The following is a 25,720-nucleotide window of genomic DNA, read 5'->3' as shown; positions in this document are numbered from 1 at the left end:
TCCCTGCCTGGGTCCGCCGGGGTGTGTGCGCCGCGCACGCGAGGACCCCGGGGGTGTGCGGGGACAGATTACGGGCGCCGCCGGAGCCGGGTGACGTTAACGCTGCCCCATCACGTTCAATCATTATCCAACAGACTCGAACATGCCATGTCCGGGTCGGCATCTCCTCACCCAGCGCTCAGAGGGTGTCTACCATCACTGACATGCGGGTATCCGGCAGTACCGGGCCCCGGCGCAGACCGCCGGGGCGTCCTACTCGACTACCCGGCCCGGTCGCCCGTGGGCTGGCCCGGGTAGTCGTACGCGCGGCCGACGCCGCCACCCGTCTGGTCACCGGCATGCTCGGTGCGAGCCCGACCTCCGGACGGGAGCGGATCAGCGAGTCCGAACTGCGTGACCTGGTGGCCGCGAACACCGTGCTCGACCCGGTGGAACGGCGGATCATCGACGAGGTGCTGGTGGCCGGCGCGAGCCTGGTGCGTGAGGTGATGGTGCCCCGTACCGACGTGGTGTTCCTCAACGCCCGGCTCACCCTGGACGAGGCGGGCCAGCTCGTTCGGGCGGAAACCCACACCCGCTACCCCGTGGTCGACCTGCCGCACGACGACGTGATCGGTTTCGTGCACCTGCGCGATGTGCTGCTCCGGCCCCAGCACGACGGCCCCGCCACCATCCGGGACCTGACCCGGGAGGTCAAGCAGCTACCCGGCAGCAAGCGGGTGCTCGCCGCGCTGACCGAGATGCGCCGGGAGCGGCAGCATCTCGCCGTGGTGGTCGACGAGTACGGCGGCACCGCCGGCATCGTCACCCTCGAAGACCTGATCGAGGAACTGGTCGGCGAGATCCACGACGAGTACGACGCCGCCCCCGAGCCGGTCGGCGCCGGGCTGCCGGCGGTGGTCGACGGCCGGCTCAACCTGGCCGACTTCGCCGACCGGGCCGGGTTCGCCCTGCCCGACGGCCCGTACGAGACCGTGGGCGGGTTCGTGATGGCCGCGTTGGGTCGGGTGCCGGAACCGGGCGACGAGGTCCGCGTACCCGCCGATCCGACCGGTTCGGCAGGCCCGGCCCGGCGGCCGGAGGAGGAACCCGCGCCGGTCGACCCCGACCCCGACCCCGACGCAGACGCCGATGCCGACGCGGACGCCGACCCGGACGCCGGCGCCGACCCGGACCGGGACGGGCACGACGCCGGCTGGGTGCTGCGGGTGCTCGCCCTGGACGGCCGTCGGGTGGCCCGGATCGGCATCTCCCTGGCCCACCTGCCCGAGCAGCGCCGCGGGATCCGCCCGCCCGAGCCGCCCCCGCCCGACTGACGCCAGCTCAGCGGATCTGGAGTTTGCGCCAGGTCGAGCCGTCCGCCGAGTACGCCGCCCAGCCGTTGCTGAAGAGCTGGTACGCGACATAACCCGCGTCGGTACGGGCGAGTCCGCCGACCGGTGGCAGGGTTGCGGCGGCTCGGTGGAAGGTCGCGCCCCGGTCGGCGCTGACGTACCAGTGGTTGTCCGTCCCGGCCACCAGCAGCCGGCCGTCGAGCAGTGGCACCAGGTCACCGGCGAGACGCTCCGGCCCTCCGACCGGTGGACCGGCCGTGACCGGGGTGAAGGTCCGCCCCGCGTCGATCGAGTGGAAGAACCGGCGGATCGTGCCGTCAACGTCGGAGACGACCGCGTACGCCTGGTTGCCGAGCACCGCCACCCGCACCCTTGCCGGGCCCTCGGCCGGTCCGAGCACCGACTCGATCCAGGTTGCGCCACCGTCCCGGGTGAGCGCGGCGACCGCCTGACCGTTGCGTGTCCCGCCGATCCACCAGGCCCCGTCGCCGGTGCTGTCCGACGCCACCCAGCAGACGCTGATCCCACCGACGTCGACGCTGCCCAGATCGGCGGGTTCCGAGGGTCGCCAGATCGAGACGCCGCCGTCGCAGTCGTCGCCTCCGGGGGCGGCCGGCTGGCGGTACAGCCGGTCGCCGGGCTGAGGCGGGGTCGGTTTCGCCCGGCCACCGACCTGCCAGGTACGGCCCCCGTCGGCGGAGACGTAGGTCGTATCCCCGGTGACCGCCAGCCGCCCGTCCGCGAAGGCGAGGAGGCCCAGCCCGGTACGTCCCCGGGTGGCAGTCGGGAGTTCGGTGATCTGCCAGGTGAGGCCGCCGTCGGCGGTCCGGGCCACGCTTGCCGGGCATGCCCCGCCATCGACGCACTCGGCGAGCAGATAGCCGTGGTCGGGGTCGGTGAACTCGACGTCGGTGATCATGCCCGGTACGTCGACGACCGGCCCGTCGAGTCCGTTGACGGTGATTCCGGCGTCGCTGTAGATCGGGCCCGGGGTGGGGGTCCCGGCGACCGGTGGCGGCGGGGTCGGATCGTTGCCGCCGGCCCAGGGACGTACCAGGAGGGTGAGAGTGACCGCCACAGCGGCGAGGGCGCCGGTGGTGGCGTGCCGGGACCGGCGCCGGTGACGTCGCGCCCGGTGCTGGATCCGCTCCAGCGGTGGCTGCTCGATCCGGTCCAACAGTTCGGTCCGGCCGTGCGCCAGCCGTTCGTCGAGCCGGTTGGGGAAGGTGGGCTCAGGCATGGGTCACCTCGGTGCTGCCGGTGTCGGTGGCGGGTCGGGAGGATCCGGTGTCGGTGGTGGGTCGGCGCGGGCCGCCGGCTGGCCGGGGCGGGGCGGCGGGGTTGGTGGGGTCGGGTGGCGCGGCACCGTCGCGGTAGTCGCCGAGCCGGGCGGCGAGCGCCATCCGTCCCCGGTGCAGTCGCGACTTGACCGTCCCGACCGCCACGCCGAGCACCTGGGCGACCTCGTCCACCGGCAGATCGGCGAAGTAGTGCAGCACCAACACCTCGCGGTAGCCGACCGGAAGGTCGGCGAGCGCCTCGCGCAGGTCGGCCCGTTCGGGTCCGGGCGCCGCCTCGACCAGCCGGAGTACGGGCCGGTCCCGGCGGAGGATGGTGTCCAGCAGTTGCCGGCGACGCCACCGGCGGCGGACCACGTTGATCGCGACCGTACGCAGCCACGCCTCCGGGTTCTCGACGTCGGTCAGACCGCGTGGCCTGGCCAGTGCCCGGGCGAACGCCTCCTGCACCACGTCCTGCGCCTCGGTGAGGTCGAGGGTGAACGCGTAGACCTGGGTGACCAGGCGTCGGTAGCAGCCGTGGTAGAGCTCGCCGATCGCCCTGTCCGCCGAGGTCCCGCCCCTGCCGTTCTGGTCTGGCACCCGATCGCCGCCCTTCCGGTCCTCAGGGTACGAGTCCCGACCCGTCGTCCCGGTTCCCGCGAACGGGGCCGGGGGACTTGGCACAGGCCCGTCATGACGTGGGTCGGGGGTTGCTGTCAGAATTGCCGGCATGTCCGACGTACCTGCCCGACCCCGGGTGCTCTCCGGCATCCAGCCGACCGCCGACTCTTTCCACCTGGGCAACTACCTGGGCGCGGTCCGCAACTGGGTCGCGATGCAGGAGACGCACGACACGTTCTACTGCGTGGTCGACCTGCACGCGATCACCGCGGGGCACGACCCGGTGGTGCTGCGTCAGCGGACCCGGGTGGCGGCGGCCCAGTTGCTCGCGGTCGGGTTGGACCCGGAGCGGTGCACCCTCTTCGTGCAGTCGCAGGTGCCGGAGCACGCCCAGTTGGCCTGGGTGCTGAGCTGCATCACCGGGTTCGGCGAGGCCAGCCGGATGACCCAGTTCAAGGACAAGTCCGCCAAGCAGGGTGCGGACCGGTCCAGCGTCGGGCTCTTCACCTATCCGATCCTGCAGGCCGCGGACATCCTGCTCTACCAGGCGGACGCGGTTCCGGTCGGTGAGGACCAGCGGCAGCACCTGGAGCTGACCCGGGACCTGGCGCAGCGGTTCAACACCCTGTTCGGGGCCACCTTCACCGTCCCGGCGCCGTTCATCGTGCGGGACACCGCCAAGATCGTCGACTTGCAGGACCCGAGCGCGAAGATGTCCAAGTCGGCGTCGTCGCCGGCCGGTCTGATCGAGCTGCTGGACGACCCGGCCCGGTCCGCGAAGAAGATCAGGTCGGCGGTCACCGACACCGGCCGGGAGGTCACCTTCGACCAGGCCGCCAAGCCCGGCGTCTCGAACCTGCTCACCATCTACGCGGCGCTCACCGCCCGCGGCATCGACGAGCTGGTCGAGGCGTACGAGGGCAAGGGATACGGGGACCTGAAGAAGGACCTGGCCGCGGTGGTGACCGAGTTCGTCACGCCGATCCAGGAACGTACCCGGACGTACCTCGACGATCCGGCACAGCTGGACAAGCTGCTGGCGATCGGCGCGGAGAAGGCACGGGCGGTCGCCTCGACCACCCTGGCCACGGCGTACGACCGGATCGGCTTCCTGCCCGCGGCCCGGCATGACTAGCGAGCGGGCCGGCACTGTAGGCCCGCGGTCGGGCAGCACCGGCCGTGGGCGGCGGGTCGCCGGCCGGCGGTCCGGCGGGATCCGACCGGGGACGAACCGGCGAGGATGAGGGTCGGCCGGCGTCCGTCGCCGGCGGCGTGGGAGCGGAGCATGGTTCGTACGGACGGGTCGCAGCAGACCGAGAGCACCCCGACCCGGATCGGGGTCGCGGTGGACATCCCGGAACCGTGGGGTGGGTTGCTCACCCGGCGTCGGGCCGAGGCAGGTGATCCGCAGGCGGCGTACGTGCCCGCGCACCTGACCCTGCTCGGGCCGACAGAGATCGCCCCGGAACACCTACCGGCGGTGGAGGCCCACCTGGAGAAGGTGGCGGCCGACCACCTGCCGTACACCCTGCACCTGCGGGGGACGGGTACGTTCCGGCCGATCACCGAGGTGGTCTTCGTGGCGGTGGCGGCCGGGATCAGCGAGTGTGAGCTGTTGGCCGAGGCGATCAACGCCGCGCCTGGCCTGCGTCGGGAGACGCGGTTTCCGTACCACCCGCACGTGACGGTGGCGCACGACGTGGACCCGACGGCGCTGGACCGGGTGTACGAGGACCTGGCGGGTTTCGAGGCACACATCGAGGTCGTTAAGTTCACCCTCTTCTCGCACAGCGGTGAGGCGCGCTGGCAGCCGCGTCGGGACTACCTGCTGGGCGGCTGAGCCCGGGGTTCGTACGCCGGCTCGGGGTGCTCGCGCGTGGTCGGCGCGCCGAATCCGCCCGGATCGGCGAGGATGACGGCGTGAACCTCCTGGATCGGGTGGTGGGACGCGCCGAGCGGCGGGTGCAGATCTGGCGTGGCCGGTCGCCGGTGTTCGACCATTTCTGCCGCGCGGTCGGGCGTTACGTCGAGGTGCTGGGCGGGCGGCTCGCCGCCGGCATCGCGTACTACGGGTTCTTCGCGGTGTTCGCGCTCGGCCTGGTGGCGTACTGGATCTTCGGTACGGTGCTGGGCGAGAGCCAGCGGGTCAACGAGGGAACCGCCCACTTCTTCCGGCAGAACCTGCCGTTCCTGGATCCGGAACAGATCCAGCAGGGGGCCCGGCGGGTCGGCATCATCGGCCTGGTCCTGCTGGTGATCACCGGCATCGGTTGGGTGGAGGCGATCCGGTCCTCGCAGCGCCTGATCTACCGGCTCAACCAGCAGCCCGGGTACGTGGTGATCCGGCAGTTGATCGACCTGGTGGTGGTGCTCGGTGTGTTCCTGTTGCTGGGCATCTCGGTGGGTGCGGTGGACACGCTCCAGTCGGTGTTGAGACTGGCCATCGGCTCGCACACGGTGCTGGTATCGATCACCAGTTGGGTACTGGCGCTGGTCATCAACATGGTGTTGGCGACGGCGCTCATGCTGGCGGTGCCCCGGCTCCGGATCACTCCGCGTCGGCTCTTCTCGCCGGTGCTGCTGGTGGCGCTCGGCGTGACCCTGCTGAACTCGGTCGGCCGCTACTACGTGGTCCGGTTCGAGCGGAACCTGGCGTACACGGCGGTGGCCGGCACCGTCGGCCTGCTGGTCTATCTCTATCTGCTCAACCAGTTGCTGCTCTTCGGTGCCGCGTTGGCGGCGACGAGCCACCGGGGACGGGTGATCGACCTGGCGGCTGACGATCCTCCGGCGCCGGGCCCGCCACGGGTGGGAGAGCCCCGCTGACGCGGTTGACGGCTGATTTTCTATCGCCGCGCACCAATACGCGCAGTGAAGTTGTTGCAGCCTCTTGTGACGAAGATCCACATGATGGCATGCTGGCGTCGTGCCCGTGAAGATCATGTAGCCGCTCGGGCGGTTTCCGTCGAGCGGTTCGCGAACCGGGTCACCGCTGGGCCCCCGGCGGTCGTCGCTGCCTGAGCTGAGGCGACCGCCGGGCCGACGGGGCGAGCTAAGGTGGCAAGTTAGTGTAATTCGGGCAAATGCCACCGAGTTGCCCGGGGTGCGGACCATGATGATTCGCGTGGGCGCACTAGTGACGCTGGAACTGCCGGACGGATCTCCGATCCATGACCTGCCGTGGATCATCACGTTCGGCCCCCTCGGCGACGACGAGGAGTGGGAGCCGGTGGTCTGCGGACCGTACGAGCGGCCCCAGGCGTTGGCCCTGGCCGAGTCGGTGGTGGCGGACGAGGACCTGATGGCGGTGGTCGAACCGTTGCTGCCCCGGTTGAGCGCCGACGAGATCCGCGGTGAGATCGCCGCCTCGCGGATAGCGGCCGAGGACGACGCGGTCCAGGCCGAGGATGCCGACCTCTACGGCGACTACGAGGACATGCTCCAGGAGGAGACGGGTTCGGAGAGCGTGCACCAGCACGCCGAACCGCGGCCCGCGCCGACCCCGGAGGAACTGCGGGCGAGCATGGCCCGGATCGCCGACAAGCTGGGCAACCTCAGCGGTTGACCCTGTCGGCGGTGACCTCGGTGGTCCGCCCGTGAGCGACGCCGGTGCCCCGGGCGACACTCCCGGAGCACCGGCGGCACCATCGCACCCCCCACCACAAGGGGTCATCAGCCCCAGTCGCCCGTCGGCGCGGGGCACAACGGACGACCAGGTTAGGGCGGGGGTACCCGGTCGACGGCGGTTCGAACCCGGTGATCGGGTCCGCGCCGGCCGCGCCGCCGGCGATCCGTACGCGTGGCCGCCGGAGAGCCCGATCCGGCATGCCGCGCCCGGACACACACCTGGCCGCCTGTCATCGCGATCACCGAACGCATTCCGGCCAATACCGAGAAGAGCCGAATACCCTCGACTTCGACGGGGCGTGAAATTGTTATTAATGCGGAACTTGGCCAACCGTTCCCGCTTAGTCACTCGGTGGTGCCGACCTGACCAGGGAAAACTCCCCTTAAGGGGCGTTTAAGTGGTTGTGGTCGGTGGTGTACCAGCACTCAGAGTGATTTCGACCACGAGAGAGTTACGTGAGGGTAACAGCCACTCAACAGTCGGGCACGATTGTCGGCCGGTGGGTGGGCGCGGGCGTACGCTCCCGTCCTAACGTGGGACGCCGGGTGCAGGGTGCAGGCCGGCGAAGGGCTGCCACCGCGAGTCGGTGCGCATGGGGAAGGAGACGTCTTGCGCTCAGTGCGTGGGATGCGGATCGTTTCGGTATTCGCGGTAGGCGGGCTCGCGCTGGGCATGGCCGCCTGCGGCGAGGCGCCGAGCGAGAGCGGTGGCACTGGTACCGCCGCCAAGAAGTACAACGCGTGCATGGTGACCGACGTCGGTGGTATCGACGACAAGTCGTTCAACACCTCCGCCTGGAAGGGCCTCCAGGAGGCCAAGGCGGCGGACCCCAACATTGAGATCAAGTACGTCGCCTCGAAGGCCGAGGCTGACTACGAGCCGAACCTGACCCAGTACGTCAACCAGGACTGCGACTTCATCCTCGCGGTCGGTGGGCTGATGGGCGACGCCACTTCGAAGATCGCGAAGGCGCACCCGGACCAGCAGTTCGGCATCGTGGACGCGAAGCTGCCGGAGAGCAACATCTACCCGATGCAGTTCGACACCGCGCAGGCCGCCTTCCTGGCCGGCTACCTCGCCGCGGGCATGACCAAGACCGGCAAGGTCGGCACCTACGGCGGAATGAAGATCCCGCCGGTGACCATCTTCATGGACGGCTTCGCCGACGGCGTGGCGCAGTACAACAAGGTCAAGGGCAAGTCGGTCCAGGTGCTCGGCTGGAACAAGGCCACCCAGGACGGGTCGTTCACCAACGACTTCGTCAAGCAGGACGAGGGCAAGAAGGTCAGCGACACCCTCGTCGCCCAGGGCGCCGACATCGTCATGCCGGTCGCCGGTGGCGCCGGGCAGGGCACCACGGCCGCCGCGCAGGCGTCGGGCGGCAAGTTCAACGCGATCTGGGTCGACGTCGACGGTTGCGAGAGCACCCAGAACTGCCCGGCACTGATCACCACCGTGGTCAAGAACATCCCGGACACCGTCCGGGACGCCGTGGAGAAGGCGGCCAAGGGCGAGAAGCTCGCGCACGACCCGGGCTTCACCGGCACCCTCGCCAACAACGGCGTCGAGCTGGCCCCGTACCACGACTTCGACAGCAAGGTTCCGGCCGAGCTGAAGGCCGAGGTCGAGAAGCTCAAGGCGGACATCGCCGCGGGCACCGTCACCGTCACCTCCCCGGCCCAGCCGAAGTGACGCCGGACCGGCCACCGAAGGTGGGAACATCACCTCCGGTGGCCGGTTCGTCAGCACGCAGCAACGCCCCGGCCGCTCCGGTGCCCGCGGTTTCCCCGCCGGACACCGGAGCGGCCGTATAAGGCCCCGGTCGGAAGGCTCCTGATCGAGCGTTCCGGCAAGCCTCGTACCATGCTCGACCGTCGGCCGAACGGGCCGACAGCGCTGACCCGTTCACCCTCCCGCCCCGTCCCGGTGGCGGCTAGGCTGCACCATCGCCCGCACTCCAGGAGGTTGCGCTGAGACTCGAACTGCGCGGCATCACCAAGCGGTTCGGTGAGCTGGTCGCCAACGACCACATCGATCTGACGGTTGAGCCAGGAGAGATCCACGCGCTGCTCGGCGAGAACGGCGCGGGCAAGTCCACCCTGATGAACGTGCTGTACGGCCTGATCCAGCCCGACGAGGGCGAGATCCTGGTCGACGGCGCCCCGCTGCGGATCAAGGGCCCGGCGGACGCCATCGGTGCCGGGATCGGCATGGTGCACCAGCACTTCATGTTGGTGCCGGTCTTCACCGTCACCGAGAACGTCATGCTCGGTGCCGAGCAGGTCCGGGGCGGCCTCGCCGGCTGGCTCGACCGGCGGCGCGCCCGCCGTGAGGTGGCCGAGGTCTCCGCGCGCTACAACCTCCAGGTCGACCCGGACGCGGTGATCGAGGACCTGCCGGTCGGTGTGCAGCAGCGGGTCGAGATCGTCAAGGCGCTCACCCGCGACGTCGACCTGCTCATCCTGGACGAGCCGACCGCGGTGCTCACCCCGCAGGAGACCGACGAACTGCTCGCGGTCATGCGGGCGCTCAAGGCATCCGGCAAGTCGATCGTGTTCATCACGCACAAGCTGAAGGAAGTCAAGGCGATCGCCGACCGGATCACCGTCATCCGGCGTGGCAAGACCGTCGGCACGGCGAGCCCGCAGGCGAGCGAGGACGAACTCGCCGCCCAGATGGTCGGCCGCACCGTCAGCCTGGTCGTGGAGAAGGAACCGGCCGCGCCGGGCGAACCGGTCCTGGAGATCGAGGGACTGGTCGTCGACGACGACCGCGCCTACCGGGCGGTGGACGGCGTCGACCTGACCGTCCGCGCTGGTGAGGTGCTCGGCATCGCCGGAGTGCAGGGCAACGGCCAAACCGAGCTGGTCGAGGCGATCATGGGGCTACGGCCGACGCTGGCCGGCTCGGTGAGCCTCGCCGGCCAGCGGATCGACGGCTGGTCGACCAAGAAGGTGCTCCGCGCCGGGGTCGGCTACGTGCCCGAGGACCGCAGCGTCGACGGGCTGGTCAAGGAGTTCAGCGTCGCCGAGAACCTGGTCCTGGACATCTACGACCAGCCGCCGTTCGGCGCCGGACTGCGGTTGCGGCCCGAGGAGATCGCCCGCTCCGCCGAGGAACGGATCACCCAGTTCGACGTCCGTACGCCGAGCGCCGACGCGCCCGTCGGCACGCTCTCCGGCGGCAACCAGCAGAAGGTCATCGTGGCCCGGGAACTGGCCCGGCCGCTGAAGCTCTTTGTCGCCTCGCAACCGACCCGGGGTGTCGACGTCGGCTCGATCGAGTTCATCCACCAGCGGATCGTGCGTGAACGGGACATCGGCACCGCCGTACTCCTGATCTCCAGCGAACTGGACGAGGTCATCGGCTTGGCCGACCGGATCGCCGTGATGTACCGCGGCCGGGTCCTCGGCATCGTCGGACCGGAGACCCCGCGCGAGGAGATCGGTCTGCTGATGGCCGGGATCACCGACGAGGCGGGGATCCCGACTCCCGGTAACACCCCAACCGACGAGGAAACGGCATGAGCGAGCGGAGCGAGCGAGTCATCGGGCTCAGCGTTGATGTGCCTCATGGCGGCGGCGAGCGGAGCGAGGCGGCGGCATGAGCGAGTTTGATGGTGCTGCCGCGTCGCCGGACAAGGATCCGGCGGAGCAGTCGCGAGCCGCGCGGTCCGCAGCCGCCAACGCGGATCCACCCACCCCGGGTACGGGCGGCGAGCCGACCACCCCGCCGGGACGTGGCCCGCTCCTGCTCCGCAGCTTCCTGCAGAACCTCTGGGCGGCGAACACCGTCACGGTGACGATCCTGGCGATCGTGCTGGCGACGGTGATCGGTGCGATCCTGATCATCATCTCCGACCCGGAGGTGCTGCACACCTACAGCTACATCACCGCCCGTCCGCAGGATGCGCTGAACTCCAGTTGGGCCGTGGTCAGCGAGGCGTACGCCAACCTGTTCAAGGGCGCCGTGGTCGACCCGGCCGCCGTACAGGGCTGGATCAACGGCACGAACGGCTGGGAACTGGTCTTCGCGCCGATCTCCGAGACGCTCACGTACACCGCACCGCTGGTCTTCACCGGTCTGGCGGTGGCGCTGGCGTTCCGGGGCGGGCTGTTCAACATCGGCGCCCAGGGGCAGGCCACGCTCGGCGTGATCCTGGCCGCGCTGGCCGGCTTCCTGATTCCGCTGCCACCGGTCATCCACGTGATCGTGGCGCTGCTCGCCGGGGCGCTCGGTGGCGCGATCTGGGGTTTCATCCCGGGCTTCCTCAAGGCGCGCACCGGCGCCCACGAGGTGATCAACACGATCATGCTCAACTACGTGGCGGTCTACCTGCTCTCCTGGGTGATCCTGCAAAAGGTCGTGCACGACCCGGACCGGACCGACGCGATCAGCCGCCCGGTCGACGGCTCGGCACAACTGCCCCGGCTGCTCGGCGGCGACCTGCGGGTGCACGCCGGCATCCTGCTCGCGTTGCTCGCCACCTGGGCGGTGGCCTGGCTGCTCAACCGCTCCACGTTCGGCTTCGAACTGCGCGCGGTGGGGGCGAACCCGGACGCCGCCCGGACCGCCGGGATCAGCGTCACCAAGACGTACGTGCTGCTCATGGTGATCTCCGGGGCGCTCGCCGGACTCGGCGGGTCGAACATGGTGGTCGGCACCACGGCCAGCGCGCTCACCCCGCTGGTGGTGGCGCAGATCGGATTCGACGGCATCCTGGTGGCCCTGCTCGGCCGGGTCAAACCCTGGGGTGTGCTGCTCGCCGCGCTGCTCTTCGGTGCGTTGCAGGCCGGCGGGAACCGGATGCAGTCGTACGCCGGGATCTCCCTGGAACTGGTGACCGTGTTGCAGGCGTTGATCGTCATCTTCATCGCCGCACCCGCCCTGATTAAGGCGATCTTCCAGCTCCGCGCCGCGCGGGCCGCGAGATTGCAGACGAGCATGGCGAAGGGCTGGTAGCCGATGTCCACGACGGCAGTGGGGGATGTCGCCCAGGCCCCCGTACACCAGGGGTTCTGGACCCGCGACCGACGCATCGGCCTCGGGCTGCTCGCCTTCGGCGTGCTCGCGGCGGCCCTGTTCGGGGCGCTCGCCACCGGGGAACTCGCCCGGTTCACCCTCAGCGAGGACGCGGCCGGTGCCGCCCTGGAGATCAACGGTACGGTCGGCGCGATCCTCTTCGGGCTGATCGGCGCGGCGGCCGGCGCGGCGCTGCTGGTCGGTGTGCCCCGACGCTGGTTCGCGCTGCTGATCGGCATCGGCGTGGTCGGCTTCGTTCTCTCCTTCCTCTGCTGGCAGGTCTCGGCCGCACCGGCGGGACAGAACTTCATGCCGCTGGTCAACATCGTCCGGAACACGTTCCTGCTCGCCCTCCCGCTGATCTTCGGGGCGCTGGCCGGAGTGCTCTGCGAGCGTTCCGGCGTGGTCAACGTGGCGATCGAGGGCCAACTACTGATGGGCGCCTTCGCCGGGGCCCTGTTCGGCTCGCTCACCGGCAGTGTCTGGGTCGGGCTGGTGGCGGCGGCGATCGGCGGCGCGTTCATCTCCCTGCTGCTCGCCGTCTTCGCCATCCGGTACCTGGTCGACCAGGTGGTGATGGGCATCGTGCTGAACCTGCTCGCGGTCGGCCTGACCGGGTTCCTCTACGAGCGGCTGATGCAGACGGACGCGGCCACGTACAACCAGCCGCCGCACTTCGGCAACTGGTCGGTCCCGCTACTGTCGGAGATCCCGGTGATCGGTCCGGCGATCTTCCAGAGCAACATCTTCCTCTACCTCGCCCTGGTCCTGGTGCTGGTGATCCACTTCGGGCTGTTCCGGACCCGTTGGGGGCTGCGGACCCGCTCGGTCGGTGAACACCCCACCGCCGCGGACACCCTCGGCGTACGGGTGCTGCGGCTGCGCTACCGCAACGTGCTGCTCGGCGGCATGGTCGCCGGGATCGGCGGTGCCTCGTACACGCTGGCGCTCTACACGTTCAGCAAGAACATGATCGGCGGCAAGGGCTTCATCGCGCTTGCCGCGCTGATCTTCGGCCGGTGGAGCCCGACCGGGGCGTTGCTCGCCGCGCTCTTCTTCGGCTTCGCCGACCAGCTCGGCACCTACCTGAGCGCGATCAACAGCGTCATCCCGAGCGACTTCCTCGCGATGCTGCCATACCTCGCCACCATCCTGGCGGTCGCCGGGCTGGTCGGCCGGGTCCGGGCGCCGGCCGCCGACGGAAAGCCCTACATCAAGGGCTGACAGGGGTCGGCCCACCCGTCAGTTAGCGGGCCTGACCAGCGGCGAGGCAGGATAGGGACGTGACAATGGAGATCGACTGGGCGGCACTGCGGGCAGCCGCCACCGAGGCGATGCGCCACGCGTACGCCCCGTACTCGAACTTCCCGGTCGGGGCGGCCGGGCTGGTCGACGACGGCCGGGTGGTGGTCGGCTGCAACGTCGAGAACGCCGCGTACGGCGTGGCGCTCTGCGCCGAGTGCGGGATGGTCTCCTCGCTGCACGCCACCGGGGGAGGTCGACTGGTCGCGGTCTCCTGCGTCGACGCCACCGGGGAGCCGCTGATGCCCTGTGGTCGGTGCCGGCAACTGCTCTGGGAACAGGGCGGCCCCGAGTGCCTGGTCGAGGCGACACCACGGCCGCTGCGGATGGCCGAACTGCTACCCCACGCGTTCGACGTCGCCGACCTGGAGGCGGTCGTCGCCCCACCGGTGCTGCCGACGGTGCCGGAACGACTCGCCGCCTGGCGGGGCCGGGGTACGGTCTTCGTCCACCCCGACGTCTCCGGCGGCCAGCAGGTCTGGACCGGCTACTGGGAGCGGTCCGCGGGCGACGACGGTGACGAACCCACCGGGGTGCTGGAGGAGGCGCCGAGCTGGGGCGATCCGGACGACGCGGTCGCCTGGGGGCACGCCCGTACGCCCCGGGTGGTGGTGGTCGACGCCGCCGGCATTCTCTACTGGGCCGGCGAGGGCGAGCCGCCGATGGAGATTCCCATCCGGTGGCCCGGGTCCGCGACCGACTGATTGCGCGCTCGGGCGGCGCACGGCCGCCCGTGGACGTCAACCGGGGCCCGCACCGGATCGGTGTGACCGCGCCCCGGATCCCAACTCTCGACGAAGGCAGGGTGGAAGGCTCATGAGTGCGTTCAGTGCGGTCGAGGTGATCCGGACCAAGCGCGACGGCGGCGTGCTCAGCGACGGCCAGATCGACTGGGTGGTCGACGCGTACACCCGGGGACAGGTCGCCGACGAGCAGATGTCGGCCCTCGCCATGGCCATCCTGCTGCGGGGCATGAGCCCAGCGGAGATCGCCCGGTGGACTGCCGCGATGATCGCCAGCGGGGAACGGCTCGACCTGAGCGGCGTACGTCGCCCGACGGTGGACAAGCACTCCACCGGCGGTGTCGGCGACAAGATCACACTGCCGTTGACGCCACTGGTCGCCGCCTGCGGTGCCGCCGTACCGCAGCTCTCCGGGCGGGGACTCGGGCACACCGGCGGCACCCTGGACAAGCTGGAGTCGATCCCCGGTTGGCGGGCCGCGCTCACCAACGACGAGTTCATCCGACAGCTCCAGGAGACCGGCGCGGTGATCTGCGCCGCCGGTGACCACCTCGCCCCGGCCGACCGCAAGCTGTACGCGCTGCGTGACGTCACCGGCACGGTCGAGGCGATCCCGCTCATCGCCAGCTCGATCATGAGCAAGAAGATCGCCGAGGGAACCGGCGCGTTGGTGCTCGACGTGAAGGTCGGGAGCGGGGCGTTCATGAAGTCGGCCGACGACGCCCGGGAACTGGCCCGCACCATGGTCGACCTCGGCACCGCGCACGGCGTACGGACCGTCGCCCTGCTCACCGAGATGTCCACCCCGCTCGGGCTCGCGGTCGGCAACGCGGTCGAGGTGACCGAGTCGGTCGAGGTGCTCGCCGGGGGCGGACCGGCCGACGTGGTGCGGCTGACTCTCGCCCTGGCTCGGGAGATGCTCGACGCGGCCGGCCTGACCGACGTCGACCCGGAGCCGGCGCTACGTGACGGCCGGGCGATGGACGCCTGGCGGGCCATGGTCCGGGCACAGGGCGGCGACCCGGACGCCCCGCTGCCGGTGGCAGCCGAGACCGAACTGGTCCGTGCCGACCGGGACGGCTACGTCGCCGCCGTCGACGCGTACGGCATCGGGGTGGCCGCGTGGCGACTCGGCGCCGGCCGGGCCCGCAAGGAGGACGCGGTCAGCCCGGGTGCGGGAGTTCTGCTGCACAAGCGCCCCGGGGACCGGGTACGTGCCGGTGAGGTCCTCTACGAGCTGCGTACCGATGCCCCGTCCCGGATTCCGGCGGCCCGTACGACGGCCGAGGCTGCGGTCACCATCGCCGACGCCGCACCGGTGGTGCCGCCGCTGGTGATCGAGCGGATCGGCTGACCGGTCAGGTCCCCCGGTACGACCGGCGGGGTGGCATGGTGCCGTCGCGACGGAACCGCTATTCTCGCTGGCCAGGGGGATCATCCGGCGTTTGAGCCGCTGTTGACTGGCAGGGACGTAGCTGTGACCGTACCCGCTCCCGACCCCCGGGCCGTGCGCGCCGCGAATCTTGACGAAATCAGCCGCCTGGGGTTGCCGGTGCCGCCGGCCCAGTTCCCCCTCGTGTGGGAGCCGGGCGACGAGGTGGAGTTGCGCCCGACGGGCGAGATCGAGGCTCGTACGGCGGTCCTGCACCTGGTCCTGTCGCGCTGTTTCGGTATGCCGGCCGAGGCGGGGATGAGCTGGCTGCTCGGTTCGCACCTGGTCGAGTCGGTCACCCCGCCGGAGTGGCAGTTCGTGATGGGTGGGCGGGGCGACCACCGTTCGTTCGTACTGCACCACGACGCGGTCTTCGCGCTGGCCTGGGTGCTGGGCCTGACCAAGCACCTCGACCCGTCGGAGCCGACCGACGAGCGGCTGATGGACCTGCTGCCGAACCTGCCGGCGGGGGAGACGTTCACCCAGTGGCGGTCCCGTACGTTGGTCGCCCCCCGGGACGCGGTGGAGGTCGCCGCCCTGCTGGACCTCTACTACTGCCTCGACTGGGGGCACCTGGAGCTGGAGCGGCTGGGCGCACCCCGGCCGAGCATGATCGACGCGAACGCGATCGGGCAGCGGCGGTGGGCGCTGGAATGGGCGGTCATCTTCCGTGGCCCGTACCACGACCCGCCGGCCGGCTGGGAGGAAGTCGACCTGTCGACCTGACCCGGGGTGGCTCCGCGCCACCGCCCGCCTCCGGGAGCGGAGGTGTCAGCGGGGGCGGTAGACGCCGAGTTCGACGGCGGCGGTCACGTCGACCGGCTCCGGTAGGGCCTCGATCCGGGCGGCGAGCCGCGCCGGTGCGATGTGCCAGGCGCTCGGCCCCATGCCGACCAGGGTCGCCACCTCCGCTCGCCGCAGCCGCATCCGGCGGATGTGCCGGCTCCGCCCGACCAGGTCGAACCCGTCGCCGAGGCTCCCTGCGACCCGATCCGACTTCGTCGGGTCGACCCGGAGCAGATCGAGCTGTTCGACCAACTCGGTGAGGTGGTCGGCGGCGGGCGTCACCACCAGCAGGAGTCCGTCCGGGCGGAGCACCCGCCGGAACTCCGGTCCGTTGCGCGGCGCGAAGACGTTGAGCAGCAGCGTGGTGGAGGCATCGGCCAGCGGCAGAGTCTGCCAGGTGTCGCAGAGCGCGGCGGCGGCGCGGGGGTGCGCGCGGGCGGCCCGGCGCAGTGCCGGCTTGGAGACGTCGAGCGCCAGCCCGACCGCGTCCGGGATCGCGTCCAGCACCGCGGCGAGGTGCCAGCCGGTGCCGGCGCCGGCGTCGACCACCAACCTCGGGTACGTCGCGTCCGCGCTGTCGCTCTCGGCGGCACTGGTCTCGGTGGCGCTGCTGCCGGTGGCGGCGGCGGCGAGGGCGGCCGAGACCAGGTCGTAATGTCCCGCGCCGAGGAACTCCTCCCGGGCGGTGACCATCCCGGGGCTGTCACCGGTGTGGGGGGCGCGACCGGCGAGCAGGTTCACGTACCCCTGACGGGCCAGATCGAAGCTGTGCCCCCGTGGACAGCGCAGTGCCCTCGCACCCTCGGTCTCGACTCCGCTGAGCGGCTCGCCGCAGACCGGGCAGCGCAGGAACCGCAGCGGATCGGGACTCACCCTCGCCAGCCTAGGCGGTGCCCGGTCGTACCCCCGGCCGGTGCCCCACCTGTCCGCCGGCGGACGGAGCACTAGGGTCTGGTCATGGTGGCAATCGGATACGAAGACATCGTCAAGGCACCCAAGGCGCTACTGCACGACCACCTGGACGGCGGACTGCGGCCGGCGACGATCATCGAGCTGGCGGACACGATCGGGCACCCCCTGCCCAGCACGGATCCGGAGGAACTGGGTCGGTGGTTCGTCACCGCCGCCGACTCCGGGTCGCTGGAGCGGTATCTGGAGACGTTCGCGCACACCGTGGCGGTGATGCAGACAGCGGACGCGCTCCGTCGGGTCGCCGCCGAGTGCGCCCTGGACCTGGCTGCGGACGGGGTCGTCTACGCGGAGGTCCGGTTTGCTCCGGAGCAGCACCTGGACCAGGGACTGACCCTGGACGAGGTGGTGGAGGCGACCGTTGCCGGCTTCGCGGAGGGGACCGCCCTGGCGGCGGCGGCCGGTCAGCGGATCCGGATCGGCACCCTGCTCACCGCGATGCGGCACGCCGCCCGTTCGCAGGAGATCGCCGAACTGGCGGTCCGGTTCCGCGACAGCGGGGTGGTGGGCTTCGACATTGCCGGCGCGGAGGCGGGCTTCCCGCCCACCCGGCACCTGGACGCCTTCGAATACCTCCAGCGGGAGAACTTCCACTTCACGATCCACGCTGGTGAGGCTTTCGGGCTGCCGTCGATCTGGCAGGCGATCCAGTGGTGCGGCGCGGACCGGCTCGGGCACGGCGTACGGATCGTCGACGACATCACCACCGGGGCGACGCCGGTGCTGGGGCGGCTCGCGGCGTACGTCCGGGACAAGCGCATCCCGTTGGAACTCTGTCCGTCGTCGAACGTGCAGACCGGTGCCGTCGCCTCGATTGCCGAGCACCCGATCGGACTGTTGCGTGATCTTCGGTTCCGGGCCACGGTCAACACCGACAACCGGTTGATGAGCGGCACCTCGATGTCGCGGGAGATGGCACTGTTGGTGGAGGCGTTCGGTTACGGCTGGGCCGAACTGCAATGGTTCACCATCAACGCGATGAAGAGCGCTTTCATTCCGTTCGATGAGCGACTGGCGATCATCAACGAAGTGATCAAGCCCGGGTACGCCGAACTGCTTGCGTGAGTCGCGCCTTGCGCGGTGGCCGAGCCCTCAGGCGCGGTTGCCCGCCCGGGCCCCGTTGCCGCCCGCCCCGGATCCGGCGGTGTCGCCCGATCCGGTGGCGGTGGCGTGCAGCGCGGCCACCTGTCGGATCACCTGTCCACCCCGGGACGGCAGACAGCCGAGTCCGGTCTGTCGGCGCAGCACCGTGGGTTCGGTGCGGGCGAGTGCGATTCCTCTCCGCACCAGCAGCCCGGGGGTCTTACGCCGCTCACTCAGGTCGCGTACCAGACGGCGAAAGAAGGTGGCGCCGCGTGGGCGACGCAACGTGTACGCTCCGGCGAGCAACCCCAGTCGACGGCATTCGGGTACGATCTCCGCAGCAAAAATCCCTTCGGCGATAAAGAGTGGCGATCCGTCTAGATCGAATGTCCGAATGTCCACCCGTCGGTCGGCGTCGATCGCGTATACCGGCACTTCAGCCTTGCCGTTCCGTACCAACGCGGCAATCGTCGCCACGGCCGTAGCGGAGTCCCACGCCTGTGGTGACTCCCAGTCCACAAGACCGGCTCGACGCGGCAACGTAGGGTCGTCACCGTCCTTGTAGAAATCGTCGAGGGAGAGCACGGGAAGCCCGGTGCGACGGGCGATGTAGGACTTTCCGGAGCCTGAAGGGCCAGCGAGCAGTACCACTCCGACAGAGGATCTCATTACTTTGAGTTACTCCCAGCAGACGGATTGCTAGCAAATTGCATGAACATCCCATCACACGGTCCGCGACGGACAACCTGGGCTTTCTCTTTGACTTGTGTCGTGATGGAATCTCGGAGGTCCGACCCGTCCGGGTCGGTCGATGGGCGGTGCCCGGAGCGACACACGGGCGCCGAAAAGGGAGGGCGGTGACGTGAGCAAGCAGCCGAACACGGCGAACTCTTTACTGTCGCGTCTCCGCCGGCCAATGGGCCGGCTCCGTGACATGCCGATCTGGTCCAAGCTCGGCATCATCATGATCGTGCCGACGCTCGCCACCGTCGTGGTCGGCACGACCGGGCTCATCGACCACCTGCGGACGTACAACAACGCCGAACGGGCGCGAACCCTGGCCAACCTGGCGCAGGCGTCCGGCCAACTGGTCGACGGCCTGCAGGACGAGCGCGCGGCGGCGGTACTGCTGCTCGGCGTGCCGGACCGGGGGGAGGCCAAGGACAAGTACCAGAAGGCGTACAGCGATGTGCACCCGAAGATCGACGGCGCCAAGGGACCGTATTCCGAGCAGCGCGCCGAGCTGAGCGACCTGCCGGCCAACTTCACCGCCCTACTGACCCGGATCGATCGGAGCCTCGCCGACCTGCCCGGCACGCGCAGCCAGGTGATCAACGGCAAACTCAAGATCACTGACGCCTCGCAGTCGTACGAGGGCCTGATCAGCGACCTGCTCGACATCCGTGACTCGGCCTCGCAGCTCGCCGGGGACAGTGCGCTGAGCGAGCGGATGCGGGCCGCCACCGCGACCTCCCGGGCCAAGGAGTTCCTCTCCGTACGTCGCGTCGTGGTGCACCGCGCGCTCATCCAGAAGGAGCTGACGCCGGTCCTGCGTACCGACTACATCGCCACCGAGACCGGTCAGCAGCAGGCGTTGCAGTCCTTCCAGTCCGTCGCCACCCGGTCCGAGGCCGAGTTCTACGAGCAGACCGTGGCCGGTTCCGACCAGCGCGAGGCGGACAACTACAGCGGCTACATCCGGGGCAAGACCAACGACGACATGTCGGATGCCCCGTTCGACGCGGACAAGTGGGACGCGGCGATGGTCGGCAACGCCAAGCTGATCCGTACGGTCGAGGCGAGGCTCGACGGCGACGCGGTCGAGCGCGCCACCGAGATCCGCAACGAGGTACGCCAGCAGGTCTTCGTCGAGACCACGCTGCTGCTCGCCACGCTCCTGCTGGCGATCCTGTTCGCCTGGATCGTGGCCCGCTCGATGGCCCGCTCGCTGCGTGAACTCCGCCACGGCGCACTCTCGATCGCCCAGTACGGCCTTCCCCAGGCGGTCGCCCGGCTACGCGACCCGGCGCTGTCGGCCCAGATGTCGCCGGTACAACTGGCCAACCAGATCGCCGAGCCGCTGCCGGTCCGGGGCAAGGACGAGTTCGGGCAGGTGACCGAGGCGTTCAACGCGGTCCACCTCGAAGCCGTCCGGACCGCGGCCGAGCAGGCCGCGCTCCGCTCCTCCGTCGCGACGATGTTCGTCAACCTGGCCCGCCGTTCGCAGATCCTGGTCGACCGGCTGATCGGTCACCTGGACCGACTGGAGCGTGGCGAGGAAGACCCCGACCGGCTGGCGGAGCTGTTCCAGCTCGACCACCTGGCCACCCGAATGCGACGTAACGACGAGAACCTGCTGGTGCTCGCCGGTGCGGACTCCACCCGCGTGCAGCGGGAGCCAGCCGCGCTGATCGATGTGCTCCGGGCTGCCCAGTCCGAGGTCGAGCACTACACCCGGATCGAGTTCGGGGTGGTCGACCGTGACATCGAGGTCGCGGCGCACGCCGTGAACGACCTGGTCCACCTGGTCGCCGAGCTGTTCGACAACGCCACCGCCTTCTCGCCGCCCGACTCGCAGGTCATGGTCGAGGCCCGGCGGGTCGGTGACCGCGCGTCGCTCTACGTCGAGGACCGGGGCATCGGTATCACCGCCGACCAGCTCTACGACCTCAACGAGCGCCTGGCCACGCCGCCGCAGGTGGACGTGGCGGTCTCCCGGATGATGGGCCTGGTCGTGGTCGCCCGACTGGCAGCCCGGCACGGGGTCAAGGTCGAACTGCGGCCCGGCTCCGACCGGGGTACGGTCGCCGACGTCACGATGCCCACCTCGGTGCTCGTGCCGAGGGCGCTCTCCGGGCGTGCGCAGCAGTCGGGTGGTTACACCACCCCGGCGCAGCAGCCACCCTCGCAGCGGCCGAACTTCGGGGAGCCACTCGCGCTGGAGAGCAGCCCGGTTCCACCGGCACAGCGTGCACCGGAGCGGGACGTGAGCCCGGCCGGTCGACCGTTCGAGCCCGCTGGCCTCAACGGCGGTGGACTTGCGGCAGCGTTCGGCAACGGTGGCGGTCTGGGCACGAACGGCGGCGGTCTCGGTAACGGTGCCGGTCTCGGTAACGGCACCGGCGCTGGTAACGGCGCCGGACGCGGGATGCCGGCGTGGTCCGACCTGACCGGCGCGAAGTCCGGCAGCAACGGCAGCGACGGCTTCAGCCCGCGTTCGTCCAACGGTCAGGGGATCGACCCGTTGCCACAGCGACGGGCGGCCGAGTCCGGCGGCGACGCGGAGCCGACGAGCACCCCGTCTCCGAACATCCCCCGGCAGATGCCGACCACCCCGGAGATACACCCGGCCGACGCCGCACTGGCGCCGCCGGTCGTTCCTCCGGTCTCCGCACCGCCGTTCTCCGCACCGCCGTTTTCTGCTCCTCCGGTCTCCGCACCGCCGGTGTCGAGCCAGCCGGTCTCGGCGCCGCCACAGCCGCCGATGCCGCCCGCGGCCCCGGCCGTGGGTGCCCCGCCGGCCTGGCCGCCGGTCAGTGCCGCCGACCGGGATGCCCCGGCGCCCTCGGTTCCGGAGCGGCTGGCTGCGGCGCTCGACATGACCGCCGAGCTGCCCAGGGTCGTGCGACCCCCGGTCGAGCCACCGATCACGGTCCCGTCGGCCGCGGCGGTCGAGGCCCGGCCACGGTTCGCTGACGAGACCATGGAACTGCCCATCTTCCGTGAGCTGGAATCCGCCTGGTTCCGTACCCGGCGGGCGGTCAACGACGAGAGCGATGCCGGCGACAGTGCCGACGTCGTGGACAAGGCCCGGTACGTCACGGCTGACGCCACCCGTAGTACCGTCCAGAATGGACCTTCCGGCGCGACTGTCGGTTCCTCGATGGCCGCTCCGGTTTCCGCCGGCTCGGTCCGTGGGGCAGGGGCGGCGGGAGAGACAACGGGGGGCTCGGTCGGTTACGGCAACGGCGCCACCCGCCCGAGTGAGTCGCCCGGCGGTTGGCAGACGGCTGCCGACGACGGGTGGCGCGCCGCCTCCGCGGCTACCGCGGTTCCGGTCGCCGAAACCACTCAGAAGGGTCTTCCCAAGCGGGTGCCGATGGCACAGTTGGTTCCCGGCGCGGTAGAAAAGCCGAGCGTCTCGGTGCAACGCCGGACACCGGAGGCGGTGCGCGGCCTGCTGTCCGCGTACCACCGAGGGGTGCAGCGTGGCCGTACCAACCCCTCGGACGACCCCTCGACCAACCCGGAAGCGACTCCGGGTCAGCAATCCCCGCAGGCCGGCCTAGGCCCCGCGGCCGGGAGCGGTCAGAAGGAGCATGAAGCATGACATCTACGCAGGATCTTGGTTGGCTGCTTGCCAACTTCGCCGACCGGGTGCCGGGCGTCGCACACGCGATCGCCGTCTCCGCGGACGGTCTGCTCCTCGCGTCGTCACGGGACCTTCCGCGCGACCGAGCCGACCAGCTCGCCGCCATCGCCTCCGGGCTGGTTAGCCTCACCCAGGGCGCGGCACGTTGTTTCGAGGGTGGCGCGGTTTTGCAGACCGTGGTCGAGATGGACAATGGCTTCCTGTTCCTCATGTCTATCTCGGACGGTTCGTCGTTCGCGGTGCTCGCCGCTCGAAACAGCGACGTGGGACAGGTCGGGTACGAAATGGCACTGCTCGTCGACCGGGTGGGAGACGCGCTCACGCCAGCGCCGCGGGCCGCGGCGGGGATGCTGGGCTAGGAGTGCCGCCGGTCGGCCACCCCGACAACGGGTGCGACGGCAACGAAGGGACGACGGGCTCCACGGGCTCGGGTCATGGACAGGGTGAGAAGGGGGTGGACGGCGATGGCTGAGCGCGACGAGCCAACTGGCGCGCTGGTCAGGCCATATGCCGTCACCCGTGGACGGACCCGTCCCCGGCTTGAGATCGCCCTGGAGGCACTGGTCGAGACGACGGCGCGTGGCCGGTCCGCCGGCAACGCCAAGGGCGGCCAGGGTCGGGAGCACCAATACATCGCCGCGCTGTGTGACGGTCGGCTGCAATCGCTCGCGGAAATCGCGGCGCGGATGCAGCTGCCGCTCGGAGTGGCCCGGGTCCTCATCGCCGACATGGCCGCGGAAGGCCTGGTCGCGGTGCACGAACCAACAATCCTGGACGACTCTAACGACGCGGTGGGCACTGAACTGCTGGAGAGGGTGCTGAGTGGACTTCGCAGGCTCTGACATGTCGCACCGCCCGACGGTCGGGCGCGTGACATCGGCGAAGATCGTCATCGCCGGTGGGTTTGGCGTCGGCAAGACGACGCTGGTCGGCTCGGTCTCGGAGATCACGCCGTTGACCACTGAGGCGATCATGACGTCCGCCGGTGTCGGCGTCGATGACACGCGACAGGTGCCGGGTAAGACGACCACCACGGTCGCCATGGACTTCGGCCGTATCTCGATCGACCGAGATCTGATCCTTTACCTGTTCGGCACCCCGGGCCAGACACGTTTCTGGTTCATGTGGGACGAGCTGGTACGGGGCGCGATCGGGGCGGTCGTCTTGGTCGACACCCGTCGACTGGCCGACTGCTTCGCGGCGATCGACTTCTTCGAGCATCGGCGGCTGCCGTACCTGGTGGCCATCAACTGCTTCGACGGGATGCAGTACCACGACCCGCAGGACGTGCGGGACGCACTCGCCATCTCGAGTGACGTTCCGGTGGTCGCTTGCGACGCGCGTAACCGCGAGTCGACCAAGCACGTGCTGATCTCGCTGGTGGAGTACGTGCTCACCATGCGCAGGTCACGCGCGGTTGCCCCCGCCTGAGCCGAATAGCGGATCGACCGCCTGGTCAGGGCCCTGTGCCCGACCAGGCGGTTGCGATGCGCACCGCCGGTTGCCATGCGCAGCCGGTTCTCGCCCGCCCGGGTGCCGCGCCGCACTTTCGTGTGCGCCCCACAACCTCCATGTCGTACCGCCGACGCGCGTCGACGAATCTCGCGCCCATCCGTGTCTACCACCCGCGCAAGGGCGACAACGGAGGCCGGGAGGTCGCCCCGGTGACGGAGGTAGTCGACGTGGTGTCTTCGGGGGGCCCAGTGGCGTGTCCCCGTGAACGGGGCGGGTCAAGGTGGGCCAGCCGGCTCGGCGCCGAACCGCCGGGAATCAGCCGGCCGTGAGGGCAAGGCTGGCGTGAAGGTCAGGAGATCCGGGTCCACTCGCCACGGCTGACGGTGAACACCCCGAGCGAGTCTGGTTCCATCCCGCCATGCCGGATCGGGGCGAACGCGTACGATCCGGCGATCCCCTCGGTCACCTGGCGGGCCAGGTACACCCGGATACGACCACGGTCGACGCTGTTGGCGAGCCGGGCGGCTGCGGCGATCAACTGGACCGCGTCCGACGCGTACGGCGCGAACCCGCTGAACGAGCCGTGTTCCTGGATGTAGCGGAAGACGAAGTCACGGCGAGCCAGGCTGGCGCTGGTGGTGTTGGTCAGCGACGATCCGCTCAGCGCCATCGGGTGAACCACGAACGCCCCCTCGACCGCCTTGGCGTTCTGGTCCGAGAGGGTCTCCTCCGCCACCGCACCGGCGTCGAAGAAGATCGGCCCCTGGTAGCCGGCGTCCCGTAGCGCGCGGGCAGTGGCACCCGAGGTCGGGGCGGTCGCCCAGACGACCACCGCGTCCGCCTTGCCCGAAACCGTCCGGTCGGCGATGGAACTGAGGTCGGCACCGGTGGCGGGCAGCCGCAGGGTCTTGGCCAGCGGTACGCCGGAGGTCTTCATCGACTGTGTGACGGCCCGTACGCCCGAGTTGCCGTGGAGGCCGGGCGCGGCCAGCAGGGTGACCTTGCGGAGCTTCTGAGAGGTGATCAGGCGGGCCAGCTGACGGGCGACGTCGGTCGCGTCAGGGGTGAGCTTGTAGATGAAGCTGCGCTGGGCCAGCGGGACCACGAGTTCGTCGGCGGAGGCAAGGGAGATGAACGGAAGCTGCTCCTGCTGCGCGACCTTGATGATTTCCATCGACGTCTCGGCGATGGTGCCGCCGATGACCACGTTCGCCTGCTCACGCCCGGCCAGATCGGCGGCCTGCTCGGCGGCCTTCTTCGGGTCGCTGCCGTTGTCCTGGACCACCAGTCGGATCTTGCGGCGGGTGTTGCCGACCTGAATGCCCTCTTCGTTGAGCGTGTCGACGGTGATCCGCAACGCCCGTTCCTGGAGCACCCCCATCGCCGCGCCGGCGCCGGTCAGCTCAAGGTTGGCGCCGATGACCAGATTCTGCGGCCCCCGGGTGGGTCCCGACTGGACGTCGGAGTCGCCGCTGCCGCAGGCGGTGAGGAAGAGGCTGGAGGCGCTGGCAACCAGGAGGCCACGACGGGTTAGGGCGGAGGAGCCGATCGCCGGTCTCGCCATCAGATGCCGCCTCTCCGCGCCGTGGTGTCCCGGCCGTCTGCTGTTCCGCCGGTACGTTGCCGAGCGGATAGTACAGCCGTGAAATATTTATGGTGTGGCCAGGGAGATGTGACGTTACCCCAGGTCGAT

The 25,720-nt window shown here is 70.2% G+C and carries 22 protein-coding genes; 17 read left to right on the top strand and 5 right to left on the bottom strand.

Annotated features, from left to right (window positions below; all coding sequences use genetic code 11):
• Nucleotides 1-203 precede the first annotated feature (203 nt).
• Nucleotides 204-1,316: a hemolysin family protein gene (locus tag ACIBF5_RS14195; protein WP_396811525.1), complete on the top strand. Its 1,113-nt coding sequence runs from the start codon at nt 204-206 to the stop codon at nt 1,314-1,316.
• 7 nt (nt 1,317-1,323) lie between these two features.
• Here ACIBF5_RS14195 and ACIBF5_RS14190 read toward each other — a convergent pair whose 3' ends face one another.
• Nucleotides 1,324-2,574 (bottom strand): WD40/YVTN/BNR-like repeat-containing protein, encoded by a 1,251-nt coding sequence (locus ACIBF5_RS14190; protein WP_396811523.1) that lies wholly within the window; start codon nt 2,572-2,574, stop codon nt 1,324-1,326.
• Nucleotides 2,567-3,214: an RNA polymerase sigma factor gene (locus tag ACIBF5_RS14185; protein ID WP_396811521.1), complete on the bottom strand. Its 648-nt coding sequence runs from the start codon at nt 3,212-3,214 to the stop codon at nt 2,567-2,569. Before ACIBF5_RS14185 ends, ACIBF5_RS14190 begins: the two co-directional genes overlap by 8 nt.
• A 130-nt stretch (nt 3,215-3,344) precedes the next feature.
• Here ACIBF5_RS14185 and trpS point away from each other — a divergent pair, with 130 nt between their 5' ends.
• The 11 genes from trpS (at nt 3,345) to ACIBF5_RS14130 (ending at nt 16,088) form a co-directional block, all read left to right on the top strand.
• Nucleotides 3,345-4,370, top strand: a complete 1,026-nt coding sequence (gene trpS / locus ACIBF5_RS14180) for a tryptophan--tRNA ligase (protein WP_396811519.1) — start codon at nt 3,345-3,347, stop codon at nt 4,368-4,370.
• Nucleotides 4,371-4,520: 150 nt separating this feature from the next.
• Entirely contained in the window at nt 4,521-5,075 is a 555-nt protein-coding gene (locus ACIBF5_RS14175) for a 2'-5' RNA ligase family protein (protein ID WP_396811517.1), read from the top strand.
• Nucleotides 5,076-5,155: 80 nt separating this feature from the next.
• Nucleotides 5,156-6,061: a YihY/virulence factor BrkB family protein gene (locus tag ACIBF5_RS14170; protein ID WP_396811516.1), complete on the top strand. Its 906-nt coding sequence runs from the start codon at nt 5,156-5,158 to the stop codon at nt 6,059-6,061.
• Between the two features lie 298 nt (nt 6,062-6,359).
• Nucleotides 6,360-6,800: a hypothetical protein gene (locus ACIBF5_RS14165; RefSeq protein ID WP_396811514.1), complete on the top strand. Its 441-nt coding sequence runs from the start codon at nt 6,360-6,362 to the stop codon at nt 6,798-6,800.
• A 690-nt stretch (nt 6,801-7,490) separates the two neighbouring features.
• Nucleotides 7,491-8,555 (top strand): BMP family protein, encoded by a 1,065-nt coding sequence (locus ACIBF5_RS14160; RefSeq protein ID WP_396811692.1) that lies wholly within the window; start codon nt 7,491-7,493, stop codon nt 8,553-8,555.
• A 278-nt stretch (nt 8,556-8,833) separates the two neighbouring features.
• Nucleotides 8,834-10,390 (top strand): ABC transporter ATP-binding protein, encoded by a 1,557-nt coding sequence (locus ACIBF5_RS14155; RefSeq protein ID WP_396811690.1) that lies wholly within the window; start codon nt 8,834-8,836, stop codon nt 10,388-10,390.
• 76 nt (nt 10,391-10,466) lie between these two features.
• Nucleotides 10,467-11,825 carry an ABC transporter permease gene (locus ACIBF5_RS14150; protein ID WP_396811512.1) on the top strand — a complete coding sequence of 453 codons (1,359 nt, stop codon included), beginning with the start codon at nt 10,467-10,469 and terminating at the stop codon, nt 11,823-11,825.
• Between the two features lie 3 nt (nt 11,826-11,828).
• Nucleotides 11,829-13,109, top strand: coding sequence for an ABC transporter permease (locus ACIBF5_RS14145; RefSeq protein ID WP_396811510.1), 1,281 nt, complete (start codon nt 11,829-11,831; stop codon nt 13,107-13,109).
• A gap of 65 nt (nt 13,110-13,174) precedes the next feature.
• Nucleotides 13,175-13,891, top strand: a complete 717-nt coding sequence (locus tag ACIBF5_RS14140) for a cytidine deaminase (RefSeq protein ID WP_396811688.1) — start codon at nt 13,175-13,177, stop codon at nt 13,889-13,891.
• A gap of 112 nt (nt 13,892-14,003) precedes the next feature.
• Nucleotides 14,004-15,284 carry a thymidine phosphorylase gene (locus tag ACIBF5_RS14135; protein WP_396811509.1) on the top strand — a complete coding sequence of 427 codons (1,281 nt, stop codon included), beginning with the start codon at nt 14,004-14,006 and terminating at the stop codon, nt 15,282-15,284.
• A 123-nt stretch (nt 15,285-15,407) separates the two neighbouring features.
• Entirely contained in the window at nt 15,408-16,088 is a 681-nt protein-coding gene (locus ACIBF5_RS14130; protein WP_396811507.1) for a DUF4272 domain-containing protein, read from the top strand.
• 45 nt (nt 16,089-16,133) lie between these two features.
• Here ACIBF5_RS14130 and ACIBF5_RS14125 read toward each other — a convergent pair whose 3' ends face one another.
• Complete coding sequence (locus tag ACIBF5_RS14125) at nt 16,134-17,021, bottom strand: putative RNA methyltransferase (RefSeq protein ID WP_396811505.1); 888 nt, start codon at nt 17,019-17,021, stop codon at nt 16,134-16,136.
• Between the two features lie 84 nt (nt 17,022-17,105).
• On the opposite strand from ACIBF5_RS14125, the gene ACIBF5_RS14120 reads away from it, so the two are divergent.
• Nucleotides 17,106-18,182 (top strand): adenosine deaminase, encoded by a 1,077-nt coding sequence (locus ACIBF5_RS14120; protein WP_396811503.1) that lies wholly within the window; start codon nt 17,106-17,108, stop codon nt 18,180-18,182.
• Between the two features lie 27 nt (nt 18,183-18,209).
• On the opposite strand, the gene ACIBF5_RS14115 is transcribed toward ACIBF5_RS14120, so the two are convergent.
• Nucleotides 18,210-18,485, bottom strand: coding sequence for a hypothetical protein (locus ACIBF5_RS14115; protein WP_396811501.1), 276 nt, complete (start codon nt 18,483-18,485; stop codon nt 18,210-18,212).
• A 577-nt stretch (nt 18,486-19,062) separates the two neighbouring features.
• Here ACIBF5_RS14115 and ACIBF5_RS14110 point away from each other — a divergent pair.
• The 4 genes from ACIBF5_RS14110 to ACIBF5_RS14095 all read left to right on the top strand — a co-directional run bounded on the left by ACIBF5_RS14110 (nt 19,063) and on the right by ACIBF5_RS14095 (nt 24,003).
• Nucleotides 19,063-22,530 (top strand): nitrate- and nitrite sensing domain-containing protein, encoded by a 3,468-nt coding sequence (locus tag ACIBF5_RS14110; protein ID WP_396811499.1) that lies wholly within the window; start codon nt 19,063-19,065, stop codon nt 22,528-22,530.
• Nucleotides 22,527-22,931 (top strand): roadblock/LC7 domain-containing protein, encoded by a 405-nt coding sequence (locus ACIBF5_RS14105; RefSeq protein ID WP_121157211.1) that lies wholly within the window; start codon nt 22,527-22,529, stop codon nt 22,929-22,931. Before ACIBF5_RS14110 ends, ACIBF5_RS14105 begins: the two co-directional genes overlap by 4 nt.
• A gap of 105 nt (nt 22,932-23,036) precedes the next feature.
• Nucleotides 23,037-23,414: a DUF742 domain-containing protein gene (locus ACIBF5_RS14100; protein WP_396811496.1), complete on the top strand. Its 378-nt coding sequence runs from the start codon at nt 23,037-23,039 to the stop codon at nt 23,412-23,414.
• 1 nt (nt 23,415) lies between these two features.
• Nucleotides 23,416-24,003: an ATP/GTP-binding protein gene (locus ACIBF5_RS14095; protein WP_121157209.1), complete on the top strand. Its 588-nt coding sequence runs from the start codon at nt 23,416-23,418 to the stop codon at nt 24,001-24,003.
• 373 nt (nt 24,004-24,376) lie between these two features.
• Here ACIBF5_RS14095 and ACIBF5_RS14090 read toward each other — a convergent pair whose 3' ends face one another.
• Nucleotides 24,377-25,591, bottom strand: a complete 1,215-nt coding sequence (locus ACIBF5_RS14090; RefSeq protein ID WP_396811495.1) for an ABC transporter substrate-binding protein — start codon at nt 25,589-25,591, stop codon at nt 24,377-24,379.
• Nucleotides 25,592-25,720: the final 129 nt, after the last annotated feature.

It is taken from the genome of Micromonospora sp. NPDC050417, assembly GCF_044458865.1.
Classification (GTDB): domain Bacteria; phylum Actinomycetota; class Actinomycetes; order Mycobacteriales; family Micromonosporaceae; genus Micromonospora_G.
The sequence above is the reverse complement of the archived record's forward strand: the minus strand, read 5'-3'. Positions and strand labels throughout refer to the sequence as shown.

Excerpts from the sequence above, each read along its gene's own strand:
- ACIBF5_RS14195 (WP_396811525.1), top strand. The coding sequence starts at position 204 with ATGCGGGTATCCGGCAGTACCGGGCCCCGGCGCAGACCGCCGGGGCGT.
- ACIBF5_RS14190 (WP_396811523.1), bottom strand. The coding sequence starts at position 2,574 with ATGCCTGAGCCCACCTTCCCCAACCGGCTCGACGAACGGCTGGCGCAC.
- trpS (WP_396811519.1), top strand. The coding sequence starts at position 3,345 with ATGTCCGACGTACCTGCCCGACCCCGGGTGCTCTCCGGCATCCAGCCG.
- ACIBF5_RS14175 (WP_396811517.1), top strand. The coding sequence starts at position 4,521 with ATGGTTCGTACGGACGGGTCGCAGCAGACCGAGAGCACCCCGACCCGG.
- ACIBF5_RS14160 (WP_396811692.1), top strand. The coding sequence starts at position 7,491 with ATGCGGATCGTTTCGGTATTCGCGGTAGGCGGGCTCGCGCTGGGCATG.
- ACIBF5_RS14150 (WP_396811512.1), top strand. The coding sequence starts at position 10,467 with ATGAGCGAGTTTGATGGTGCTGCCGCGTCGCCGGACAAGGATCCGGCG.
- ACIBF5_RS14145 (WP_396811510.1), top strand. The coding sequence starts at position 11,829 with ATGTCCACGACGGCAGTGGGGGATGTCGCCCAGGCCCCCGTACACCAG.
- ACIBF5_RS14140 (WP_396811688.1), top strand. The coding sequence starts at position 13,175 with ATGGAGATCGACTGGGCGGCACTGCGGGCAGCCGCCACCGAGGCGATG.
- ACIBF5_RS14135 (WP_396811509.1), top strand. The coding sequence starts at position 14,004 with ATGAGTGCGTTCAGTGCGGTCGAGGTGATCCGGACCAAGCGCGACGGC.
- ACIBF5_RS14120 (WP_396811503.1), top strand. The coding sequence starts at position 17,106 with ATGGTGGCAATCGGATACGAAGACATCGTCAAGGCACCCAAGGCGCTA.
- ACIBF5_RS14105 (WP_121157211.1), top strand. The coding sequence starts at position 22,527 with ATGACATCTACGCAGGATCTTGGTTGGCTGCTTGCCAACTTCGCCGAC.
- ACIBF5_RS14100 (WP_396811496.1), top strand. The coding sequence starts at position 23,037 with ATGGCTGAGCGCGACGAGCCAACTGGCGCGCTGGTCAGGCCATATGCC.
- ACIBF5_RS14095 (WP_121157209.1), top strand. The coding sequence starts at position 23,416 with ATGTCGCACCGCCCGACGGTCGGGCGCGTGACATCGGCGAAGATCGTC.
- ACIBF5_RS14090 (WP_396811495.1), bottom strand. The coding sequence starts at position 25,591 with ATGGCGAGACCGGCGATCGGCTCCTCCGCCCTAACCCGTCGTGGCCTC.